The organism is Hahella sp. CR1 (genome assembly GCF_029813005.1).
GTDB lineage: Bacteria > Pseudomonadota > Gammaproteobacteria > Pseudomonadales > Oleiphilaceae > Hahella.
In genome coordinates this window covers 1-21437 of the sequence record NZ_JAPELK010000011.1, presented here as the reverse complement: position 1 = coordinate 21437, position 21437 = coordinate 1, and the positions used below count along the sequence as shown (strand labels likewise).

The following is a 21437-nucleotide window of genomic DNA, read 5'->3' as shown; positions in this document are numbered from 1 at the left end:
TCAGCCTCCATTCCTTTTGCTATCGGAGCCGCTTGCTCCTGCGACCATAGGGATAGCCCGATCCGGCGCCACATTCAGCAGGCGCAACGCATTGGCCACCACTCTGGCGAAAACCGGCGCGGAGACTTCTCCTCCATAATATTCCGAGCCCTGCGGTTCATTCATCAAGATCGCCATCGCCAGTCTGGGCTTCTCAACCGGAGCCAAACCTGCAAACACCGCGTTATAGGCGTCATCCGCATAGCCATGCTCGCCGACTTTGTGAGTGGTGCCGGTTTTACCCGCCACACGATACTCCGCGACATGCGCCCGGGTTCCTGTACCGCCCTTTAACACCACTGTCTCCAGCATTTCCCTGATGTGCTTGGAAATGCCCGGCGACATAACCTCCTGTGGAGAAACTCCTTGCTGTCCGCCCTTAATCAAACTTACGGGCCTGCGTACGCCATCGGCGGCGATCGCCATGTATGACTGAGCCAACTGCAGCGTAGTGACTGACAGTCCGTAACCGTATGACAGCGTCGCCAGGCGAATCGGCTGCCATTTGGTGAAATTCGGCAACACGCCTACCGCTTCCCCAGGAAACTCAATGCCAGAAGACTGTCCAAAGCCTGCTTGATAGAAAGTTTCAAAAACCGCTTCTCCGCCGATTTTCAACGCCACCTTGCTAGTTCCGACATTGCTGGACTTGGTAATGATAGAAACCAGGTCCAACGTGCCGTAGTCGCGAGCGTCGCGAATAGTCTGCCCATTCAAACGCAGGAAACCCGGACTGGTGTTGATCCGGGTTTCCGTTGTAAAACTCCCTGTCTTAAGCGCTGCGGCTATCGACAAGGGTTTGACGGTGGACCCGGGCTCGAACAAATCCGTCACCGCCCGATTTCGCAACCCCGAGGGGTTCATACTGTCCCGATTATTGGGGTTGAACGAAGGCTGGTTAACCATCGCCAACACCTCCCCGGTCCTCACATCCAATATCACCAGCGACCCGGATTTTGCGTGGTGAGCCTCAACCGCCGCCTTTAATTCCCGATACGCCATATACTGCAAACGCAAATCGATACTGAGCCGCAGGTCAGTACCGGATTGCGCGTCCTGCAGCAGGCTCAAGTCCTTAATCACATAACCGCGACGGTCTTTCAGCACCTTTTTGCTGCCATTAACGCCGCGCAGATACTCATCAAAAGCCAACTCAATGCCTTCCTGACCTTTTTCGTCGATATCCGTAATGCCGACGATATGCGCCGCCACTTCCCCAGCAGGGTAATAGCGTTTGAATTCGCGTTTTGCGTACAGCCCTTGCAGCTTCAGGTCCATCGCCAAGCGCCCGGTTTCCGGCGATAGTTGGCGCTGTACGTAAATAAACTCTTTGCCTTTATGACGGCGCAGCCGCTTCACCATCTCGTCGGACTGCATGCCAAGCAAATCCGCCAGCTTACGCCAACCTTCATCATTCTCCTGCGCTTCTTGCGGGTTCGCCCATAAGGTCACAACCGGCGCGCTGACCGCCAAAGGCTCGCCGTTGCGATCCAGTATCTTGCCGCGGGTCGCCTGAATCGGCTCAACCCGTACTGTGCGCATATCGCCTTGCGAACGCAGGAACTCATGATTAATCACCTGCAAGTCGATAACGCGCCAGACCAGCACGATAAAACACGCGACCAACACGATAGCCACAGCGTAATAGCGCCAGAGCATGGCCGGGGCTGCTTGCCCGCTCTCAGCCTGCTCCATGGCGCCTCGTTGAGCTGCCCGCCGGTCGTTGGCTTTCATCTCACAATCTCTATCTTGGTGGCGTCAGGCACATGCATGCCAAAACGCTGATCCGCAATCTGCTCCACTCGGCTGTGCGCGCTCCAGGCGCTTTCCTCCAGCAATAGCTGGGTCCATTCGCGCTCGTAGCGGTCTTTATCCCGCTGCAGCGTCTGTAGTTCAATAAACTGCTGCCGGTTCAAATGCACGGCGTACACCGTGGCGACGCCGGACACCACCAGAGCCGCCAACAATGACAAAGTGATCAACGCCCGCCCCTTGATCATGCTTGCGGCAAGGCGACACGTCTCACCCCACCACTCCAGTACGACGGGCAAAATCGGCTCACGAACCGTTTTGCTGCGTCTTGTCGTCAGTGGCGTAGCCTGACCTGTAGAACGAATCAAAATCATCAACATTTCTCCAATACACGCATTACGGCGCTGCGCGCCCGTACATTGGCCGCGAGTTCAGTTTCGCCTGCGCGGATTTTCTTACCTACCAATTTGGCTTTTGGCGGCGCATCATCCACCACCGGCAGCCATTTCGGAGTCTTGGGCCCTCGTACAATATCCCGCATGTACTGTTTGACCATGCGATCTTCGAGAGAATGGAAGCTGATAACCGTCAGGCGTCCGCCTGGCTTTAGCACTCCAAACGCCTGCTCCAGCCCCTGGGCCAGATCGTCCAACTCCCTGTTGATGTATATCCTGATAGCCTGAAACGCTCGCGTCGCCGGATTCTTGCCTTTCTCCCAGCGGGGATTAGCCGCCGCGACAATTTCCGCCAGTTGCAAGGTCCGGGTAATGGGCTGAGTCTGACGCGCCGCCACGATGGCCTTCGCCATCCGCCGCGCAAAACGCTCTTCGCCCAGGTCCCAAAGCACCTTGCTAATTTCTTCTTCTTTTGCGGTATTCACCCATTCTGAAGCAGACTGTCCGCTGTCCGGGTCCATCCGCATATCCAATGGCCCGTCCTGCATAAAGCTGAAGCCCCTTTCGGCTTCATCCAACTGCGGGGAGGAAACACCCAAGTCAAGCAGTACGCCGTCAACGCCAGGCCATTGCAGTTCCGCAACAAACGAGGCCATGTCAGCAAAGGAGCCTTGCCGGAATAGAAATCTGTCATCGCCAGAAAACCTTTCCATCGCCGTCCGCCTCGCACGTGGATCTTTGTCGATACCCAGCAGTCGCCCTTGCGGCCCCAGCGCTTTCAATATCTCCGCACTGTGTCCGCCGCGCCCGAAGGTGCCGTCTATATAAAGCCCATCCGCCTTGACGCCCAGAGCCTCAACAGCCTCGGCCAATAAAACCGTTACGTGTCCGTATTGATTACTTTCCATAGTGTTATAGCGCGATGTTCATCAGTTCTTCTGGGACATCCTGACCAAGCGCATCCTCGTCCAGATATTCATCGCGCCGCTTCGTCCAGTGATCTTCGTCCCACAACTCAAACTTCTTACCCTGACCCAATAGAATCAATTTCTTATCCAGATATGCGTATTCACGTAACGGCTGAGACAACAACACGCGTCCCGCACCGTCAATTTCAAGTTCAGTGGCGTGGCCCAACAAGAGCCGCTGGATGCGCCGAGTCGCCGGGTTGTACGCGGGAAGCGCGGCGATCTGGCTTTCAATCTGTTCCCACTCCGGCAATGGATAAATCAGAAGGCAGCGTTCTTGTGTATCAATGGTCGCAATCATTTGGTTATTGCTTATTTCGGCAATACGATCCCGGTAACGCGTCGGCATAGCAAAGCGCCCCTTTGAATCCATGTTGATCGCATTGACCCCTCTAAACACTTATTTGCCCATCTCAGAAGGTTTTCGCCACAAAAAACCACAATCATCCACTTTTACCCACTTTTACACACTATAGAAAGCGGAAGGCAACATTTCAAGATGATTAAGTTACGGATGGGTCAATAATTTCCTCTTAAAAGACAAGTAGTTACAGAAAAAAAGGGGAAAAAATAGACAGATTTGAGACAAAAATAGCTTTGCAATCAAAGCGCTAGAGGAATTTCTTTAGATACAAGCTCGCATCTAAGAATATTTAGCTATAAAGACCGCATTGGTAAATAAAACGAGGTATGTGCACGCCCAATTATCGGCCGCACAGTTTCATTGTTAAGAGAAGTTAACCCTGAAACTCTCATACGCAAGAGTTTCAGGGTTAAAAAGAGAAAAGAAGAGCTTGTCTGTAAGCCGGGTTCTGTCGTGGACAGTCATTCGTCTGGGATGCATGTCGCCATGCACCTCTAGCGACCTACCCGGATCCAGCGTGGGCCACGCCATTGGATCCCTATTTGGTCTTGCTCCGAGTGGGGTTTTCCATCGCCATGGACTGTTACCAGCCATGCGGTGCGCTCTTACCGCACCATTTCAACCTTACCGTTCTGCCAAAGCAGACTTAGGCGGTATACTTTCTGTTGCACTTTCCGTCGACTCGCGCCGCCCAGGCGTTACCTGGCACTTTGCCCTGTGGAGCCCGGACTTTCCTCCATCCCGCGCCCAATAAAGGATGCGAAACAGCGACTGCCTAACAAGCTCTGGCGGCAAGATTAGCGATTTCCCTCTTCCGACACAAGCTTTGCGCCAGCAAGTCATTAAAGAAGTCGCAAACTTACTCGCCCTTTAACGCCAGCGCCTGCTGATAAAGCTCATTCTTACCGACACCCGTCAACGAAGACGCCAACGCCGCCGCCTTTTTAACAGGCAATTCTTTGAGCAACGCCTGCAGCAATTGCGACACTTTGATTTCCACAGAGTCGCCTTGCTCTTTGCGCCCCCCCTTCACCAACACGACGAACTCCCCGCGCTGCTGATTTCCATCCGCCAGCATCCAGACTTTAACCTCCTGAACACAGCCCGCTTTTATCGTCTCGAAGGTTTTGGTCAGCTCTCTGGCGATCACCACCTCCCTGGCGGCCCCCATCACCGCCTCTAAATCTTCCATCATCGCCAAGATCCGATGAGGAGACTCATAGAACACCATGGTCCGGGGTTCGTCAGCCAGCTCCTGCAAACGCCCACGCCGCCCAGAACCCTTGGCGGGCAGAAACCCTTCGAAGACAAACCGTTCACTCGGCATGCCGGAAGCGGATAAAGCCGCCACCAACGCACAGGCGCCGGGAACTGGCGTGACGGCGAAGCCAGCCTCTCTGGTCGCTCGCACCAACGGAAACCCCGGGTCCGATATCAACGGCGTCCCTGCATCAGATATCAGAGCGATGGACTTACCTGCCGCCAGTTCTGACAACAAGCGCTCTGTTTTCGCCTCTTCATTGAACTGATGCAAAGAGGTCATCGGCGCATCAACGCCAAAGTGACTCAACAACTTGCCACTGTGCCGAGTATCTTCCGCCGCAATCAGGTCCACCGATTTCAATATGGCGATCGCCCTGGGAGTCATGTCATCCAAATTACCAATCGGGGTCGCTACAATGTATAAAACACCCTTTGCTTCGCTCATAATTCTTTCATCTTGTTAATAACTGAAATTTCCACCCCAACCTTGGCCTTTGCTAGAATGGCCGTTGCTTTTATATTTACACTCGGCTTCTCGCATATCGCCGCCATTATATAACCGCCGCGGCCGGCCTAAGTTAACCATAAAACCGGCCTGACTTATAACTATTGCTCTCTGGTAAGCGCATGCAGCGAAAACATAATTATCCATTTCACGTCCTGCTTTTAACATTACTCCTGTCTTTTTTAAGCGGCTGTGAGGGCTTATCCGTCAGAGGCGGCGACTCCAGCTCGCAAGGCGCAACCTCTCAGGACGAAGCGGAAAGAGAGCTTCAGCTTGCTCAAAATACGCTACCGCCCGAGCAAGCCAACCACAAATTAAAAGCACTGGACATTTACTTGGCGCGAGGCGACTACGCAAACGCACAAAAAGTGGTGGAGTCCATCAACTCCACCACCCTGACTCAGCCCCAGATGGAGCAGTATATTATCCTCGGCGCGACACTGGCCCTGGAGCAGAATCGACCAGACCAAGCTCTTTCTTATTTCAACGCCGCCCCATCCGGCGCTTTCGCCAGCCGGCCCGTGGATATTCAGCTTCGCGCCAATGAACTGCACGCCAAAGCGCTTATGGCGACAGGCTCCTCATTGGACGCCGCACAACTTCTGGTTTACGCATCAGGTCTCTATACTGGCGAAGAGTATTGGCGGGTGCTGGATGACGTTTGGAACGCCTTGCGCGCCACGCCCAGCCTTGAGCTCAGCCGCGCGCTGGAAACGGCGCAAGACTACGACTGGCGCGGTTGGCTTGAACTGATCACCGCCGTACGTCAGAACCAGTTCAGCCTGGAAATGCAATTGGCGGCGCTAAAAAGCTGGCGCCAGCAATGGGCGGACCACCCTGCAGCCAAAAGACTCCCTGCCGAGCTCAAGATGCTGGCGGAACTGCCCAATGAGCGCCCCAGCAAAATCGCACTACTGGCGCCGCTAAGCGGTAATCTGGCTAAAGCAGGAGAAGCTATTCGTGACGGCTTCCTAGCCGCCTACTATCAAGATATCAACAGCAGCGAGAGCAACGGACAAGGCCCGGAAATTCAGATTATAGACTCAGGCTCTATCGAAAATATCGCCGACCTCTATCTCTCGCTGCAGCTGGAAGGTTACGACCTGATTATTGGCCCTCTGGAAAAAGAGGCCGTCGCCCAGCTTGCCGGCTTCCCTGAACTTGATCCTCCTGTACTAGCATTGAACTACCTGGACGAAGGCGTCACTCCGCCTCCCGGAATGTACCAATACGGACTCGCCGCCGAAGACGAAGTGCGCCAGATAGCCAGAAAGCTGATGTCGGAAGGAAAGCGCGGCGTCGCAGTGATTTACCCTGACTCACCCTGGGCGATAAAACTCGCCAGCGTGCTGGACAGAGAATACGAGGCAGCCAACCTGCCTTTACCTATCCCATACAAATATGTTGAGGGCGAAAATTATTCAGACGGCATCGCCCACCTGTTGCAGATCAACGCAAGCAAGCAAAGAGCCAGAAAGCTAAAGTCAGTTGCAGGCAAATTTGAGTATGAACCGCGTCGCCGACAGGATATTGATGCCATCATCATGATCTCTACGCCATATGTAGCCAGACAGCTAAAACCCTTACTGCTGTTTCACTACGCCAGCGACCTGCCAGTCTACGCTACATCACAAATTTACGGTGGCGTCCCTCAGCCAGATAAAGACCACGACTTGAATGGCATTCATTTTACGGAAACGCCTTGGTTATTGAGCCAGTCATTGCCACTCAAACAAGATATTCGTTATGTCGCAGACACCACGCGCTACGAAAGGCTGTATGCAATGGGCGCCGATGCTTACACTATCGCCCCACGACTCAGCCTCATGCGCCAATTTCCTGACAGCCAGATACAAGGCGCGACAGGCAACCTTTTTATGAATGACGCCCAGCAAATTCGCCGCATACTGGAATGGGCGATATTTGAAAGAGGCGTGGCGAAAGCGGAGTTAAACAGCCCTGAGCCAATCTCCCAATAATGCCCTTTAAGCGCCTGATCAAGTCTATTGATATTGGCCGCGCCGCAGAGAGCCAAGCGGAAAGTTTCGCACGCGCCCAAGGATTCACCATCCTTGAGCGCAACTTCCGCTGCAAAGGGGGAGAGATTGACCTCATCGCCAAACACGGCGAGCACTTGGTATTTATAGAGGTGCGCCACCGCAGCAGCGATAAGTTTGGCAGCGCAGCAGAATCTATTACTCAAAAAAAGCAGCAACGCATTATCCTTGCCGCAAACATATACCTTCAGAAGAAAGGTTTAACAGACATGCCATGCCGATTTGATGTTATCGTGGGAAACCTCAAATCAAATACCGGCTTTCAATGGATACCAGACGCATTTAGCTGCTGGTGACGCCACCTTTCGCACCAACGTACACCACCGTTAATTCCGGATTTTTATATGAACAGTATTGAACGCATCATCCACCTCTTCGAAGAAAGTATTAAAGCGAAGCAAGTCTCCGCACAATCACTCCCCCCACTGATTGAGGCGGCAGGCCAGTTGATGGTTCACGCTCTTCTTAGCGATCACAAAATTCTCTCCTGCGGCAATGGCGGCTCCGCCGGAGATGCGCAACACTTCTCCTCAGAACTGCTAAACCGCTTTGAGCGTGAGCGCCCCAGCCTACCAGCAGTCGCTCTGACGACTGACACCTCGACACTGACATCCATCGCTAACGACTACAGCTACAACGAAGTATTCTCCAAGCAGATACGCGCCCTGGGCTCTGAAGGCGACGTACTCTTAGCTATTTCCACAAGCGGCAATTCTGCGAATGTAATTCAAGCGATACAGGCAGCCCATGACAGGGGGATGAGAGTGGTTGCTTTGACAGGAAAAGATGGCGGAAACATGGCGTCCTTGCTCCAGGCTGAGGACGTTGAAATTCGAGTTCCAATGACCTCCACCGCACGTATTCAGGAAGTACACCTGTTAACAATCCATACTCTTTGCGACTACATCGACCGCGAAATTTTTGGCCCAATAGACTAAAGCAGCAAAAAAGCCGGAAGCACGGCTTTCACCACGCTTCCGGCTCTTCAGACTCTAAAGCTTTAATTGCTTACTTGACTATCTTCAAGCTCGGCTTTGAGCCATCTCGCCCACCACTTTTGGGTGGAGGCGTTGGAGAAGATCCAGGCTTACCCTTATTGCTAGGCGGCTCAGGCGCTCCGCCCGGCTCAGAACCAAAGACCATGCCCTGACCATTTTCCTTCGCGTATATCGCCAGCACCGCCATTATCGGAACGGACACTTGACGCGGCACGCCACCAAAACGAGCGCTAAACTCAAGATAATCATTACCTATGTTCAAGCCGCGCACCGCTTGCGGACTGATGTTAAGCACAATTTGGCCGTTGCTTACAAAGTCACGTGGCACATCTACGCCCTGAAGCGACGCATCCACAACCACGTATGGCGTTAGATGATTATCAAGAATCCACTCGTTCAGAGCTCGCAACAAATAGGGACGACTGGGAGTCATTGGTATTGCCAATTCAATTTGAGCTTTAGGGGCCCTGCATAGACCCCTTCAGTTAGAAGTATCAGCTAAACATTTCCTGTTCGATATCGGACAGGCTAGCTTTGAAGGACTCACGGGAGAACAGGCGGTCCATATACTTGATCAGCGGTTTAGCCGGCTTTTCAGGAAGCTCAATCTTCATGAGCTTCAGACGCCACAACAGTGGAGCGACGCAGCAGTCTACAATTGTAAACTCTTCGCTCATGAAATACGGCTTCTCCGAAAAGATCGGGGCGGCGGCTATCAAACTTTCGCGAAGCTGTTTGCGCGCCTCTTCAACCTCTGCAGTATCAGATTTACCTTGCAGAACGATATCCGCCAGACTGCACCAATCCTTTTGGATTCGATACATCAACAAACGGCTCTGCGCCCGCGCAACCGGATATACCGGCAAAAGCGGCGGATGAGGAAAACGCTCATCCAGATACTCCATCATGATGTTTGGTTCGTACAGCGACAGCTCACGATCCACCAGGGTTGGCAGCGTGTTATAAGGATTTAGGTCGGCAATCTCCGCAGGCTTATCATCAGGATCAACATCGATGATATCTACCGCCACACCTTTCTCAGCCAAAACAATACGGACTCTATGACTGTAGTGGCTCTGCGGATCAGAAAAAAATGTCATTGATGACCGTTTGGTCACGACTCCCATAGAATTACCTCGGTCGCTTGTAACTCAGATTATTCAGAAAGAAAAATTCCAGCATCAGGGCAACCCGATGCTGGAGCTTTTATCCAAGGTCGAACATTATACACGAAAAGACTAGTGAACGTCTTTCCAATATTCTCTGTTGAGGAGGTATGCAGGAACGAACAGAATCACCAGGAACAACAATACAAACGGAGCGATTTCTTCACTTTCAAGTCTTGAAGGCTCACCCACATAGGCCAGGAAATTGACCATGTCGCGAATCGCAGCATCATACTCTTGCGGCTCCATGCTGCCCGTTGTAGCAAATGACTTACAACCTGGCGCACCAACGACAACACCACTTAAAGGGTCTATGCCTGCTTTACTGCCCAGTTCCGGCTTTTCAGCGCACAAGCCCTGCAGACCGACTAAGACATGGGGCATACCAACGTCTTTAAACACAACGTTGTTGACACCCCATGGACGAGACTCATCTTTATAGAAGCCTCGCAGGTAGCTATACAACCAATTTGGTCCGCGCAATCTGGAGATCAATGTCAGGTCAGGAGGCGCAGCGCCAAACCAGCCTTTCGCCATAGACGGAGCCATAGCGATATCCATCAGCTGCCCTATCTTCGCATCGCCGAAGATCAGATTCTCCTCGTAAAGATTGTGCGGAATGCCAATATCATCCGCCACACGCTCATAACGAGAGTATTTTAAAGAGTGGCAGCCCATGCAGTAGTTGGTAAACATGGCAGCCCCTCTTTGCATAGAAGGCTTATCACGAATATCAACATCCACATGATCTAAGTGAACGTCTCCGCCGCCGGACGCGTAAGCAAGAGACGTCACGCACGAGAGAAGCAGAACTTTCAGTATGCTTTTCATTAGTGAGTCACCCTCTCTGGTACAGGTTTAGTCTTTTCAGCTCTGGTATACCAAGGCATCAATAGGAAGTAAGCGAAATACAAGCCTGTAAACAGAGGAGCCATCCAGCTGGGCTGCTCGTTAGCGGGTAGTGCGCCGCAAACACCCAGAATCACAAAGCTCACCGCAAATATCAACAGTGCAACTTTACTCATCACACCTTTGTAACGAATAGATTTAACTGGGCTACGATCCAGCCATGGCAATACGAAGAGAATCGCAATCGCGGCGCCCATGACAACCACGCCCCAGAATTTCGCATCAACGCCAAACAACGGATAAGTAATTGCCCGCAACATGGCGTAGAAAGGCGTGAAATACCAGACAGGGGCAATGTGCTCAGGGGTCTTCAACGGATTGGCCGGCTCAAAGTTCGGCTTTTCCAGGAAATACCCATTCATTTCAGGGAAGTAGAACACTACCACACAGAATACGAAGAGGAAGACAATCAAGGCCACGATGTCATGCACCGTGTAGTATGGATGGAAGGGAATACCGTCTTTCGGAATACCATTCTCATCTTTGTTCTTCTTGATCTCAACGCCGTCAGGATTGTTAGAGCCGACCTCATGGAGAGCAAGAATATGCAGAACAACCAAACCAAGCAGTACGATTGGCAAAGCGATAACGTGCAGAGCAAAGAACCGGTTGAGAGTAATGCCCGAAATCAGGTAGTCGCCCCTGATCCACTGAGCGAGATCTTCGCCCACATAGGGTATTGCGCCAAACAGAGAAACGATAACCTGTGCACCCCAGTATGACATCTGCCCCCAAGGCAACAAATAGCCAAGGAAAGCCTCAGCCATCAAACACAGATAAATTGTCATACCGAAGATCCAAACCAACTCACGAGGCTTTTTATATGAGCCATACATGAGTCCGCGGAACATATGCAGGTAGACAACGACAAAGAATGCTGATGCGCCGGTTGAGTGCATCAATCGAATGAGCCACCCGAACTCCACGTCACGCATAATGTATTCTACTGAAGCGAACGCCCCTTCAGCAGTAGGGTTGTAGCTCATAGTCAACCAAATACCTGTAAGTAGCTGGTTAACAAGTACAACTAAAGACAACGAACCGAAGAAATACCATACGTTAAAGTTTTTAGGCGCATAGTACTTGCTCATGTGCTTTTCGAAGGCATCGACGACAGGCAGGCGATCGTCGATCCACTGGATAAGCTTCTGCATTATGCGTTCTCCTTGTCATCACCTACGATGAGGTTCACGTCGTCAACATACATGTGGGGAGGCACTTCAAGATTCTTGGGAGCAGGTACGCCTTTGAAGACCCTTCCAGCCAAGTCAAACTTGCTGCCGTGACAAGGACAGTAAAAACCACCAACAGTTTCATCAGGAATAACTTCCGGCATGAATTTCGGAGAGCATCCCAAGTGAGTGCAGATTCCTACGAGTATGACGTATTCATCTTTGATGGAGCGGTGGGCGTTTTGAGCGTAAGCGGGTTGTTGCGGCTTTTCAGATTGCGGGTCCTGCAAATCGTCCGCAATCGAATCCAGCCCTTTCAGCATTTCTGGCGTTCTGCGCACTACCCAAACAGGCTTGCCCCGCCATTCAACCGTCATTTGTTGACCGGGTTCAAGTTTACTGATATTAACCTTAACAGGCGCACCAGCGGCTTTCGCTTTAGCGCTTGGGTTCCAGGAAGCGACAAAAGGCACCGCTGCGCCAATGGCGCCGATACCTCCAACGACCGAGGTTGCTCCCACCAGAAAACGACGGCGGCTCTTGTTCACGTCGTCTTTCGTCATACTAGGTTTCTCCCATCAGGCAGCAATTTGAGGCCAAAATCAGGCCATTATGCTCTTATTTCTTCAGGCGTAAAATCCGGCTGACATACTAATTAAAATGCCTTATCGATACAAGGACGACGCGCGTGTGGCATGGCGTTGTCTCAACAATATTGACCCAAGTTAAATATCCGTCGGACGGTTTTCGCTTATGCTCAGCGGAAACAAAAAAGCCCGGATTACCGGGCTTTTTATTTTTAGCGTATCGATTAACGCTTGGAGAATTGCGGACGCTTACGCGCTTTACGCAGACCGACTTTCTTACGCTCAACCTCACGAGCATCGCGAGTAACGTAACCGGCTTTACGCAGCGGAGAGCGATTCGCTTCATCATATTGAATCAGCGCACGAGTAATACCGTGACGAATTGCGCCCGCTTGACCAGAAGGGCCGCCGCCTTTAACGGTAACAAAAACGTCAAAGTTGCCGATAGCCTCTAACAGCTCTAAAGGCTGACGCACGACCATGCGAGCGGTTTCGCGACCAAAGTAAGAATCCAGATCAGTCTGGTTCACAGTGATTTTTCCGCTACCGGGTCTCAGGAAGACGCGAGCAGTCGAAGTTTTACGACGACCGGTACCGTAGTATTGAGTAACAGACATATCCACCTTCCTTAAATTTTCAGTTCAATCGGTTGCTGAGCGGTATGCGGGTGTTCAGCCGAAGCGTATACCTTGAGCTTTTTCAGCATCGCACGACCTAAAGGATTGCGCGGCATCATGCCTTTAACAGCTGTTTCGATAACACGCTCTGGAGCATGTTGAATCAGCTTATCGAAAGACATTTCTTTCAAGCCGCCAGGATAGCCTGTGTGGCGATAGTACATTTTGTCTTGTGCTTTGTTGCCAGTAACACGCACTTTTTCTGCGTTTACTACAACGATGTAATCCCCAGTGTCCACATGAGGGGTATATTCCGCTTTGTGCTTGCCCCTCAAGCGACGGGCGATTTCAGTAGAAAGACGTCCAAGCGTCTTGTCGGTCGCGTCTATAACATACCAGTCACGCTTTACGGTTTCTGGCTTAGCGCTGATCGTTTTCATTTAAATCCCGCCTTACTCTTAAATTCTCGGCTGATTAATCCAAATAAAACGCACGCTGATCCTTTCCTTCGAGGAAATTTACAACGACGTTCTGACTTTTCGGAACTTGGGCTTCGGGGCTTCGCCAAAGTTCCTTACTATATTGCAAATCCGGGCGCAGGATTATATGGCACTTCCTGCTCAATTGCTACTCTAAATCCAATTAATTACACGGTAGCGCAACGCCAAGGTCACACATCAAGATTTGGCAGGCCGAATGTCTCAATTGTGTTTTGCAGAACAATATCGGATATCTGTTCTGGGACTTCTTCTCTCATAGCGCACAACGCATCAAATATTTGAGGAATAAGCTCAGGAGAATTACGCCGCCCTTGCCGACCACATAAAGGCATATCAGGGGCGTCGGTCTCCAACAACAGAGACTTCAACGGCAACCTGGAGATCGCTTTTCTGGTTTTCTGGGCTCGGTCATAGGTGATAACGCCGCCAACTCCTATTTTGAGCCCCAGCTTCACATATTGCATCCCCTCTTCGTAGCTTCCCGAAAAGGCGTGCACCACCCCACTCTTAACGCCAGATTCCTTAACCAGCCTGGCAAGCTGGCTATGGGTCTTTCTTGAGTGAAGAATGACGGAAAGATCACTCGCTTTAGCCATCCTCAGCTGTTCGCGCAAAAAGAACCGCTGCACGTCAAAGCCAATGTCTGCCGTTGCGTCAAGCCCGCACTCCCCGACCGCCGAAATATCCGCACGTTGAGTACGCAACCTCTCTGCCAGTTCGTCCAGATGAAACACGGAATGCTCGTACAGGTATAGAGGATGAATACCCAGCGCAAAATTGAGCTCATCATAATGCGCAGCCATCTGAGATAAACGCGCCCAATTTTGGACGCCTACCGAGGGCGCAATAATGCGCTTTACACCCAACTCCCGAGCTTTGCGCAGAACCTCTTCTCTATCGTCATCAAAGTCGGGAAAGTCAAAGTGGCAATGGCTGTCAATGTAAGTCGCCATCGCCAATGCCCTTAATGTTCCCTTGTCTTCCTGAACTGAACATCTGGATAACGCTCCATCGCCAGCTGCAAATTGACATTCGTCGGGGCCAGATAGGTCAGACTGTCGCCCCCATCCAGAGATAAGTTTTCGGAAACTTTCCGTTTAAACTCCTCTAGCTTTTTCACATCTTTCGCTTCAACCCAACGCGCAGTGGCGACGTTTACAGGCTCATACACCGCGTCCACTTTGTACTCAGATTTGAGACGATGAACCACCACGTCAAACTGCAACATTCCCACCGCCCCGACAATCAAGTCGTTGTTATTGAGCGGCCTGAATACCTGAACAGCGCCTTCTTCAGACAACTGAATCAGACCTTTTTGCAATTGTTTGGACTTCAACGGGTCCTTCAGGCGAATACGGCGAAATAGTTCAGGGGCGAAGTTAGGAATACCGCTAAACTTAAACTCCTCCCCTTCGCTAAACGTATCGCCAATCTGGATAGTGCCGTGATTATGCAAACCAATAATGTCGCCGGCGAATGCTTCTTCCGCCCGAGTTCGATCTCCCGCCATGAATGTCAGCGCATCAGCAATACGAACATCTTTGCCCAGTCGCACATGCTTTATTTTCATGCCCTGCTCGTAGCGGCCTGAGCAGACCCTCAAGAAAGCAATACGGTCACGATGAAGCGGGTCCATATTCGCCTGAATCTTGAATACAAAGCCAGAGAACTTCTCGTCTTCCGCTTCAACAACACGCTTGTCAGTCTCTCTGGGCTGGGGGGATGGAGCCCACGCCACCAAGCCATCCAGCATATGATCAACGCCAAAGTTACCTAGCGCAGTACCAAAAAATACTGGAGTCAACTCGCCTGCCAAAAAGGCCTGATGATCAAACTCATGAGAAGCGCCTTGCAGTAATTCGATTTCACCGCGCAAGTTCTCTGCGTCCGAGCCAAGCACCTGATCCAATTCAGGGTTATCCAAACCCTTAATCGTGCGACCATCCTGGAGAGTATGCCCCTTACCAGTCTGGTATAAAATGACCTCATCCCGAAGAAGGTGATATACACCTCTGAAGCCTTTGCCCATGCCAATGGGCCAAGATATAGGCGCACACTTAATTTTCAGTACGTCCTCGACCTCATCCAGCAATTCCATTGGGTCTCGAATATCGCGGTCGAGCTTATTCATGAAAGTAATGATTGGCGTATCGCGCAGCCGCGTAACTTCCATAAGTTTGATGGTGCGCTCCTCAACGCCTTTTGCGCTGTCTATAACCATCAAGCATGAGTCAACCGCAGTTAAAGTACGATAGGTGTCTTCAGAGAAGTCTTCGTGACCCGGGGTATCAAGTAGGTTTACCAGAGAGTCGTCATAAGGAAACTGCATAACGGATGTGGTTACGGAGATGCCCCGTTCTTTTTCCATTTCCATCCAGTCGGATTTCGCAAATTGACCGGACTTTTTACCTTTTACTGTACCGGCTTTCTGCAGCGCACCGCCATGCAAGAGTACTTTCTCTGTAATAGTGGTTTTACCCGCATCAGGGTGAGAGATAATGGCGAATGTACGACGGCGTTTGATTTCTTCACGAAGTCCCATGACAAACCTTGAACATCTGGCGAATTGAGGGCGAACATTATAGCGCCGCAAACAGAGTGTCAAAAGCTATTGATAGCGACTGGAATCAAAGGTTCTAAGCACGTCCGGGAAATAAACCATCATACCTGTCGCCAACATCCCATTAATTACGCCTTCAGGCAAGGCAATCAAAGGAAGGTAAGCGAACATTAAAGAGTGATCCTGACTCCACTCCCCATCTACTAGCCAGCAGATAGTCATTCCAAACAGAATACTGGCGACTATCGACAGCCCTCCACCCAAGAAGCCGTTCACTAAAGGGTAAGCAAAAAATAACCTTCCGTCAGACTTCTTTTCCCTGTCCACCACCCATTTGGTCACCATAACAGGGATCAGCACCGCCCCTAGAAAATTCAAAGGGAGCAATAGCCAAGGCGTTGCGCCCTGGAGCGCAAGTAGCAATAGCCCAATAAAGCCGGCAAATATCGCCAACTCCCAATCCAGGATCAAGGTCAGTGCACTTAGAAGGAGAAAATGAAGAGAAACGCCAAAATCGACATCAATTCTGAGACGCCAAAACAGCCCCAGGGCCAACGCGCAACCCCAGAAAATATGCTGCAGCTTATTATCTCGCCGCAGATAAACATGACAGCGCCTAACCCACAGCAGAGCAATACAGACAAGCATCGCTCCCCACAGTCCCAGCTCTACAGCTAAAGGCAGCGAATCAACGCGAACATATTCCACGACTTACTCTTCGCGCCCCAACTTCATCGACATCACGATGGCGTCTTCGCGACCGTCGGAGGCCGGGTAATAGGCCTTTCGATAACCAATGTCATTAAAGCCCAATTTTCTGTACAACTGCACGGCTGCGGTGTTGCTAGCGCGCACCTCTAGAAATAGCTCCACCATATTTTGTGTACGAAAGCGCTCCAGCAAAAACGCCATGAAGGACAACCCCATGCCTTTCCCTTGTAACGCGCGCGCGACACATAGATTAAGCAAGTGCGCCTCATCTATAACCATGGAGGTCACCGCGTGCCCGACTACCTCGTCGTTATATACGGCGACCCAACATTCGGAAGCTCCCGCAAGGCACTCTTTAAAAACGCCTTCAGTCCAAGGATGGGAATAAGCCCCACGCTCATTATTTAAGACTAGGGATAAGTCTGCTTCGGTCATTAACCTGAAAGCGAGATCGGGTTTTGGATCAGTCATTGGAGTAGAGATATTGACGAAGCTTGCGCCACACGAGTTTTTTGATAGAGGGGTTATGAAGCATCTCGTCTAGAGACGGCAATTGTAGGAGCCTGTCGCCCTTCCACACAGGGTCTAAACCGCCCAAAGTCCCTGCGATGCCCGCATCACAGAATAGAATGCAATGTTTCATTCCACCGGGAGCTAACCAACGCGCCAGAATTCTAGCCAGCATCGCGTCGTCTTGCATCGGCAACCCTTTACGCTCAAATGGCGGCCAGGCAAAAAGGCTATATGCATCTTTCCACTCCTCCCCCAGGCCAACCGCTAACGCAATATTGGCAAGAAGCTGGCCGCTGGGCGACTCAGGAGTAATATCCACTTCCCCATTAGACAGCGCCACCATACAAATGTCGCCAGCCTTTATACTCATCGCACGTAGCTTATCAACGGTTGCAGGGGATGACTTTACCAATACAGGTGTTGGAGAAGCGTCTTTCTTATCCTGTTCCTGGGCCTTCTTCTGTTTAGCTGGCTCAGGCTGAGCGATAGCGGACATCGTTTGGCGAAGAGCGGCGGCTTGCTGAGCGCTTTTTAATGATGGCGTTTTTGGCGGGCTGATCTTATTCGCGCGTCGCTCTACATCCCGGTTATCTAGCTCCTCTGATGCCTCATCGAATTCAAACAAGTTGGAAGGCGCAGCATTCGGCAACGGGCTGCGCGCATACCAAACCGCAATTCCCATTTCGGTCAAATATGTCTGTCTGTCGTTCTCGTACAAAAAATTCATAATTTTATGCGCAGAAAAGAATCACACTTCACTCTGCGGATGTTGCTTCCTCTTATCTGAAGAGATTAGGTTTAAGGCATTTATATAAGCTTTTGCTGAAGCAATCACAATATCAGTATCCGCGCCAACGCCATTTACAATCCTGCCCCCACGCTCCAAACGGACAGTCACCTCACCTTGTGAGTCAGTCCCGCTGGTTATGTTATTCACCGAATATAACTGCAAGTTCGCCCCGGAAGAGGCGATTTCTTCTATCGCCCGATAAGTTGCATCAACAGGCCCGCCCCCTTCTGCAGAAGCCGTTCGCTCATCACCATTAATCATCAAGGTGACTTTCGAAATAGGCGTAACGCCGGTTTCACTGCAAACAGACATACAGACCAATTTATAAATCTCGTCATCTTCTGATAGCTCTACAGCACTAACCAAAGCCTGCAAATCTTCATCGAAAATTTCGTGCTTCTTATCCGCCAAATCTTTGAAGCGAGCAAAAGCTTCGTTAAGTGCAGTTTCTGAATCAAATTCATAGCCAAGCTCATGCAGCCTGGTGCGAAAAGCATTACGACCAGAGTGCTTGCCCAACACCAGACTGTTCGTGCGCCAACCTACATCTTGCGCCTGCATGATCTCATAAGTTTCCCTATGCTTAAGCACGCCATCCTGATGGATGCCAGACTCATGCGCAAACGCGTTGGCGCCGACTATCGCTTTATTGGGTTGCACAGGAAACCCTGTAATTGTCGAAACTAAGCGAGAAGTCGGCACGATAAATTGCGTATCCAAACGGGTTTCAACAGCAAACAGGTCTTTTCGTGTTCTCACCGCCATAACGATCTCTTCAAGCGCCGCGTTTCCAGCCCTCTCACCCAGACCGTTAATAGTACACTCCACCTGACGAGCGCCGTTCATCACCGCCGCCAGGGAATTAGCTACGGCCAACCCCAAGTCATTGTGGCAGTGCACAGAGAATATTGCTTTATCAGCATTTGGCACCCTCTCCAATAGAATTTGAATTGTTTCGCCAAACTGCTGCGGAATCGCATAGCCTACCGTGTCAGGGATATTAATTGTTCTCGCGCCAGCGGCTATTGCCGCCTCTATGATTCTACAGAGAAAATCTATCTCTGAGCGCCCTGCATCCTCGCAAGAGAACTCAACATCGTCTGTGTACATCCTGGCGCGTTTAACCGCTCTGATTGCCTGTTCCACGACTTGATCAGGCTGCATCTGCAATTTGTACTTCATATGGATTGGGGAGGTGGCGATGAACGTATGAATACGAGCTAACTTAGCGGGCTTCAAAGCCTCAGCTGCGCGATCTATATCCTTATCCAACGCTCTCGCCAAACTACATACGGTGGATTCACTGACAGACTCTGCTATCGCTTTAACCGCCTCAAAATCTCCAGGGCTGGCGATAGCGAAGCCTGCTTCTATGACATCCACCTTCATTTTTTCCAGCGCCTTGGCGATACGCAGCTTTTCATTCTTTGTCATGGAAGCCCCAGGGCTTTGCTCTCCATCACGCAAGGTTGTATCAAATATCACCAAATGTCCGCTGCTCATCGCAACTCTCCCACTTCATTTAAAAGGCGTCCGCCACTATCAGAAAAGTATTATACGCTCAGACATTAACACGACTACTAGTATGTCATAAGAGTCCCAATACAAGCCGAGCCCTGACCTACGCGTATAGGCACAGCTAACAAAAAACACCATACCGTTCAAAGACTTTACACTTTATCAGCGTTTCCTATCGCCCCATCCTTATAATAAATAGGAATAAAAAAACCAATAAAAATGCAGAATGTCTTGAAAAATCTGCTTTATAAAATCAAATCCGAACATTATGACCTAGTCTAGCCTCCTCCCCCCACCATATAGGAATAAGCCTTTAAGAATAACCCGTCATAGATTTGCCGAGAATTCTTCCATTTTTTATGTCCAATGGATTTACATCTGTTTGAAGACAAAACACGAAGAAACTAAACAGTAAGGCATTATCCTAATTAACATTTAAACAAATATGGCTAGGTTTGTGCATATTGGGACATCGAGTCAATTCCAAACACTTCATTTATTAATAAGTTCACTAACTACAATCGACATCAGGAGATAACAATGAAACGATTGGCGTATTCTTTTGCGCTAACGGCGCTATTGCCAATTTCAGCAATGGCGGACTCTATTTCCCCCTCATCCTACTCCGCAACTTTAGGAGTAGGCGAAAGCGTAACTATTACCAAAACCGTCACTATTGATGCAGAAGCCACCACGTCAAAAGTTGACGTATTCTTTCTCATGGATGAAACCGGAAGCATGGGAAGTGATATTGCTGCAGTAAAAGCTGCGGCAAGCTCTATATTAGGTAACGCAGTGAGTTTTGGAGACATTAATTTCGGTGTTGGTGGATACCGCGATACTACTGACGCATTTACCTATCGAACCCTTACAGATATGACAGCCGACACTTCTGCGACACAAGCAGCCATCAATAGCTGGTCAGCAGATGGGGGTTATGACCGACCAGAGGCAAATATCTATGCCCTAGAACAAGTAGCAAACACAATTTCATGGCGCCCAGATGCCGAGCGCATCCTTCTATGGTTCGGCGACGCAACAGGCCATGACCCATCACTGGGCTCAACCGAGGCTAGCGCTACAGCTGCCCTACAAGCCGCCAGCATCCAAGTTGAAGCAATCGATGTAGCTTCAAGCTGTATAGTAGGACACTGCTTAGACGGTACTGGACAGGCCAGCCGCATTACAGCTGCAACTGGCGGCACCTATCATGCCGGCATCGACACCTCCTCGCTAGTTGGCACTATCAACGACGCTATCTCCAATGCTATCTCCACATACACTGAAGTCGCGCTTGATATTTCTGACGCACCTCCAGGTATGGTGACTGTATCTCCCGGTGTATACACTGGCTCATTCACCCGCGATAGCGCTGCAACCTACGAGTTTGAGGTCACCTTTACTGGAACGACTCCAGGAACTCACGATTTTGACATCTATGCCACCGTTGACGGCGGCCGAGTCGCCACAGAGAAAGACCATATTGTAGTAGCCTCTGCAGTTCCAGAACCCGCCAGCTTAGCTCTGATGGGACTTGGTCTGGCAGGCTTGTTGGCTCGCCGTAGAAAGAGCTAGTTTGTCCTGTCTAGTCCTGAAATAGGCTGACACCTTTTTCGTCTCAAAACGCCCGATGCACTGCATCGGGCGTTTTGTATTTCAGGGCCAGATGAGGCCGCTCTCGGTTATAAATATCCACGGATTCATCAACCATCGTTCAGGCCTGCCTTAGATTCCCTGGTCGCATCAGCAGGAACTCCGTTTTCAAGATCCCGTTCACCCGTTCCGCCAACGCATTCTGATAGCAGTCATACCCGTCGGTCATCGAACATTGAAGCCGTGTTGACGGTGCAGTTTCTGGTAGCTGTCGCAGCAGCATTGGATACGATAGCGGGCCTGAGCCTGTTTATAAGTCAGCTCCCCGCCTTCCACTTGATCCACCACTGCCTGTTTAAACGCCAGAGTGTAGCCCCGTTGTGTCCTGGTTAACTCGTTCATTCATTACATTCTCCCAAAATCAGGGCTGGAATGTGTCAGCTCTATTCAGGACTGGTCA

General features: G+C 50.7%; 22 protein-coding genes, 1 other RNA gene and 1 pseudogene. 4 read left to right on the top strand and 20 right to left on the bottom strand.

The window, feature by feature from the left end:
* The 6 genes from ONV78_RS23280 to rsmI form a co-directional block, all read right to left on the bottom strand.
* Nucleotides 1-1773 carry a penicillin-binding transpeptidase domain-containing protein gene (locus ONV78_RS23280; RefSeq protein WP_279506799.1) on the bottom strand — a complete coding sequence of 591 codons (1773 nt, stop codon included), beginning with the start codon at nt 1771-1773 and terminating at the stop codon, nt 1-3.
* Complete coding sequence (gene ftsL, locus ONV78_RS23275; protein ID WP_279506797.1) at nt 1770-2165, bottom strand: cell division protein FtsL; 396 nt, start codon at nt 2163-2165, stop codon at nt 1770-1772. The genes ONV78_RS23280 and ftsL overlap by 4 nt, the downstream gene beginning before the upstream one ends.
* On the bottom strand, nt 2165-3094 hold the full coding sequence (rsmH, locus tag ONV78_RS23270; RefSeq protein ID WP_279506796.1) for a 16S rRNA (cytosine(1402)-N(4))-methyltransferase RsmH: 930 nt from the start codon (nt 3092-3094) through the stop codon (nt 2165-2167). The genes ftsL and rsmH overlap by 1 nt, the downstream gene beginning before the upstream one ends.
* A 4-nt stretch (nt 3095-3098) precedes the next feature.
* On the bottom strand, nt 3099-3554 hold the full coding sequence (gene mraZ / locus ONV78_RS23265) for a division/cell wall cluster transcriptional repressor MraZ (RefSeq protein ID WP_041598950.1): 456 nt from the start codon (nt 3552-3554) through the stop codon (nt 3099-3101).
* A gap of 385 nt (nt 3555-3939) precedes the next feature.
* Nucleotides 3940-4305, bottom strand: an RNA gene (gene rnpB / locus ONV78_RS23260) — RNase P RNA component class A.
* Nucleotides 4306-4377: 72 nt separating this feature from the next.
* On the bottom strand, nt 4378-5226 hold the full coding sequence (rsmI, locus tag ONV78_RS23255) for a 16S rRNA (cytidine(1402)-2'-O)-methyltransferase (RefSeq protein ID WP_279506794.1): 849 nt from the start codon (nt 5224-5226) through the stop codon (nt 4378-4380).
* Between the two features lie 182 nt (nt 5227-5408).
* On the opposite strand from rsmI, the gene ONV78_RS23250 reads away from it, so the two are divergent.
* Genes ONV78_RS23250 through ONV78_RS23240 form a run of 3 tightly spaced genes read left to right on the top strand, consistent with a single transcriptional unit; the run spans nt 5409 to nt 8281 of the window.
* Entirely contained in the window at nt 5409-7265 is a 1857-nt protein-coding gene (locus ONV78_RS23250) for a penicillin-binding protein activator (RefSeq protein ID WP_279506792.1), read from the top strand.
* On the top strand, nt 7265-7639 hold the full coding sequence (locus ONV78_RS23245; RefSeq protein ID WP_216736731.1) for a YraN family protein: 375 nt from the start codon (nt 7265-7267) through the stop codon (nt 7637-7639). The genes ONV78_RS23250 and ONV78_RS23245 overlap by 1 nt, the downstream gene beginning before the upstream one ends.
* Nucleotides 7640-7687: 48 nt before the next feature.
* Entirely contained in the window at nt 7688-8281 is a 594-nt protein-coding gene (locus ONV78_RS23240; RefSeq protein ID WP_279506789.1) for a phosphoheptose isomerase, read from the top strand.
* Nucleotides 8282-8351: 70 nt separating this feature from the next.
* On the opposite strand, the gene ONV78_RS23235 is transcribed toward ONV78_RS23240, so the two are convergent.
* The 13 genes from ONV78_RS23235 to ONV78_RS23175 form a co-directional block, all read right to left on the bottom strand.
* On the bottom strand, nt 8352-8774 hold the full coding sequence (locus ONV78_RS23235) for a ClpXP protease specificity-enhancing factor (RefSeq protein WP_279506787.1): 423 nt from the start codon (nt 8772-8774) through the stop codon (nt 8352-8354).
* A gap of 61 nt (nt 8775-8835) precedes the next feature.
* Complete coding sequence (locus tag ONV78_RS23230) at nt 8836-9468, bottom strand: glutathione S-transferase N-terminal domain-containing protein (protein ID WP_011399606.1); 633 nt, start codon at nt 9466-9468, stop codon at nt 8836-8838.
* A 111-nt stretch (nt 9469-9579) separates the two neighbouring features.
* Nucleotides 9580-10338: a cytochrome c1 gene (locus ONV78_RS23225; protein ID WP_279506784.1), complete on the bottom strand. Its 759-nt coding sequence runs from the start codon at nt 10336-10338 to the stop codon at nt 9580-9582.
* Nucleotides 10338-11570, bottom strand: coding sequence for a cytochrome bc complex cytochrome b subunit (locus tag ONV78_RS23220; RefSeq protein ID WP_279506782.1), 1233 nt, complete (start codon nt 11568-11570; stop codon nt 10338-10340). Before ONV78_RS23220 ends, ONV78_RS23225 begins: the two co-directional genes overlap by 1 nt.
* A complete protein-coding gene (petA, locus tag ONV78_RS23215) occupies nt 11570-12151 on the bottom strand; it encodes a ubiquinol-cytochrome c reductase iron-sulfur subunit (protein WP_279506780.1) in 582 nt (193 codons plus the stop codon). The genes ONV78_RS23220 and petA overlap by 1 nt, the downstream gene beginning before the upstream one ends.
* Nucleotides 12152-12399: 248 nt before the next feature.
* Nucleotides 12400-12792 carry a 30S ribosomal protein S9 gene (gene rpsI, locus ONV78_RS23210; RefSeq protein ID WP_127968618.1) on the bottom strand — a complete coding sequence of 131 codons (393 nt, stop codon included), beginning with the start codon at nt 12790-12792 and terminating at the stop codon, nt 12400-12402.
* An 11-nt stretch (nt 12793-12803) separates the two neighbouring features.
* On the bottom strand, nt 12804-13232 hold the full coding sequence (gene rplM, locus ONV78_RS23205) for a 50S ribosomal protein L13 (RefSeq protein ID WP_011399611.1): 429 nt from the start codon (nt 13230-13232) through the stop codon (nt 12804-12806).
* A 230-nt stretch (nt 13233-13462) separates the two neighbouring features.
* A complete protein-coding gene (locus ONV78_RS23200) occupies nt 13463-14245 on the bottom strand; it encodes a TatD family hydrolase (protein ID WP_279506777.1) in 783 nt (260 codons plus the stop codon).
* 11 nt (nt 14246-14256) lie between these two features.
* The gene (gene prfC / locus ONV78_RS23195; protein ID WP_279506775.1) at nt 14257-15834 is read right to left on the bottom strand and encodes a peptide chain release factor 3; all 1578 of its coding nucleotides are present in this window, start codon (nt 15832-15834) and stop codon (nt 14257-14259) included.
* A gap of 66 nt (nt 15835-15900) precedes the next feature.
* On the bottom strand, nt 15901-16560 hold the full coding sequence (locus ONV78_RS23190) for an energy-coupling factor ABC transporter permease (RefSeq protein ID WP_279506773.1): 660 nt from the start codon (nt 16558-16560) through the stop codon (nt 15901-15903).
* Nucleotides 16561-16563: 3 nt separating this feature from the next.
* Nucleotides 16564-16998, bottom strand: a complete 435-nt coding sequence (rimI, locus tag ONV78_RS23185) for a ribosomal protein S18-alanine N-acetyltransferase (RefSeq protein WP_279506772.1) — start codon at nt 16996-16998, stop codon at nt 16564-16566.
* A gap of 28 nt (nt 16999-17026) precedes the next feature.
* Nucleotides 17027-17803 carry a hypothetical protein gene (locus tag ONV78_RS23180; RefSeq protein WP_279506771.1) on the bottom strand — a complete coding sequence of 259 codons (777 nt, stop codon included), beginning with the start codon at nt 17801-17803 and terminating at the stop codon, nt 17027-17029.
* Between the two features lie 21 nt (nt 17804-17824).
* Entirely contained in the window at nt 17825-19369 is a 1545-nt protein-coding gene (locus tag ONV78_RS23175; RefSeq protein WP_279506770.1) for a 2-isopropylmalate synthase, read from the bottom strand.
* 555 nt (nt 19370-19924) lie between these two features.
* Between ONV78_RS23175 and ONV78_RS23170 the strand changes: the two genes are divergently transcribed.
* Nucleotides 19925-20959 (top strand): PEP-CTERM sorting domain-containing protein, encoded by a 1035-nt coding sequence (locus tag ONV78_RS23170; protein WP_279506769.1) that lies wholly within the window; start codon nt 19925-19927, stop codon nt 20957-20959.
* A 43-nt stretch (nt 20960-21002) separates the two neighbouring features.
* Here the strand turns inward: ONV78_RS23170 and ONV78_RS23165 are convergent.
* Nucleotides 21003-21244: pseudogene (locus tag ONV78_RS23165) on the bottom strand (integrase core domain-containing protein); the annotation flags it as partial.
* Nucleotides 21245-21437 lie beyond the last annotated feature (193 nt).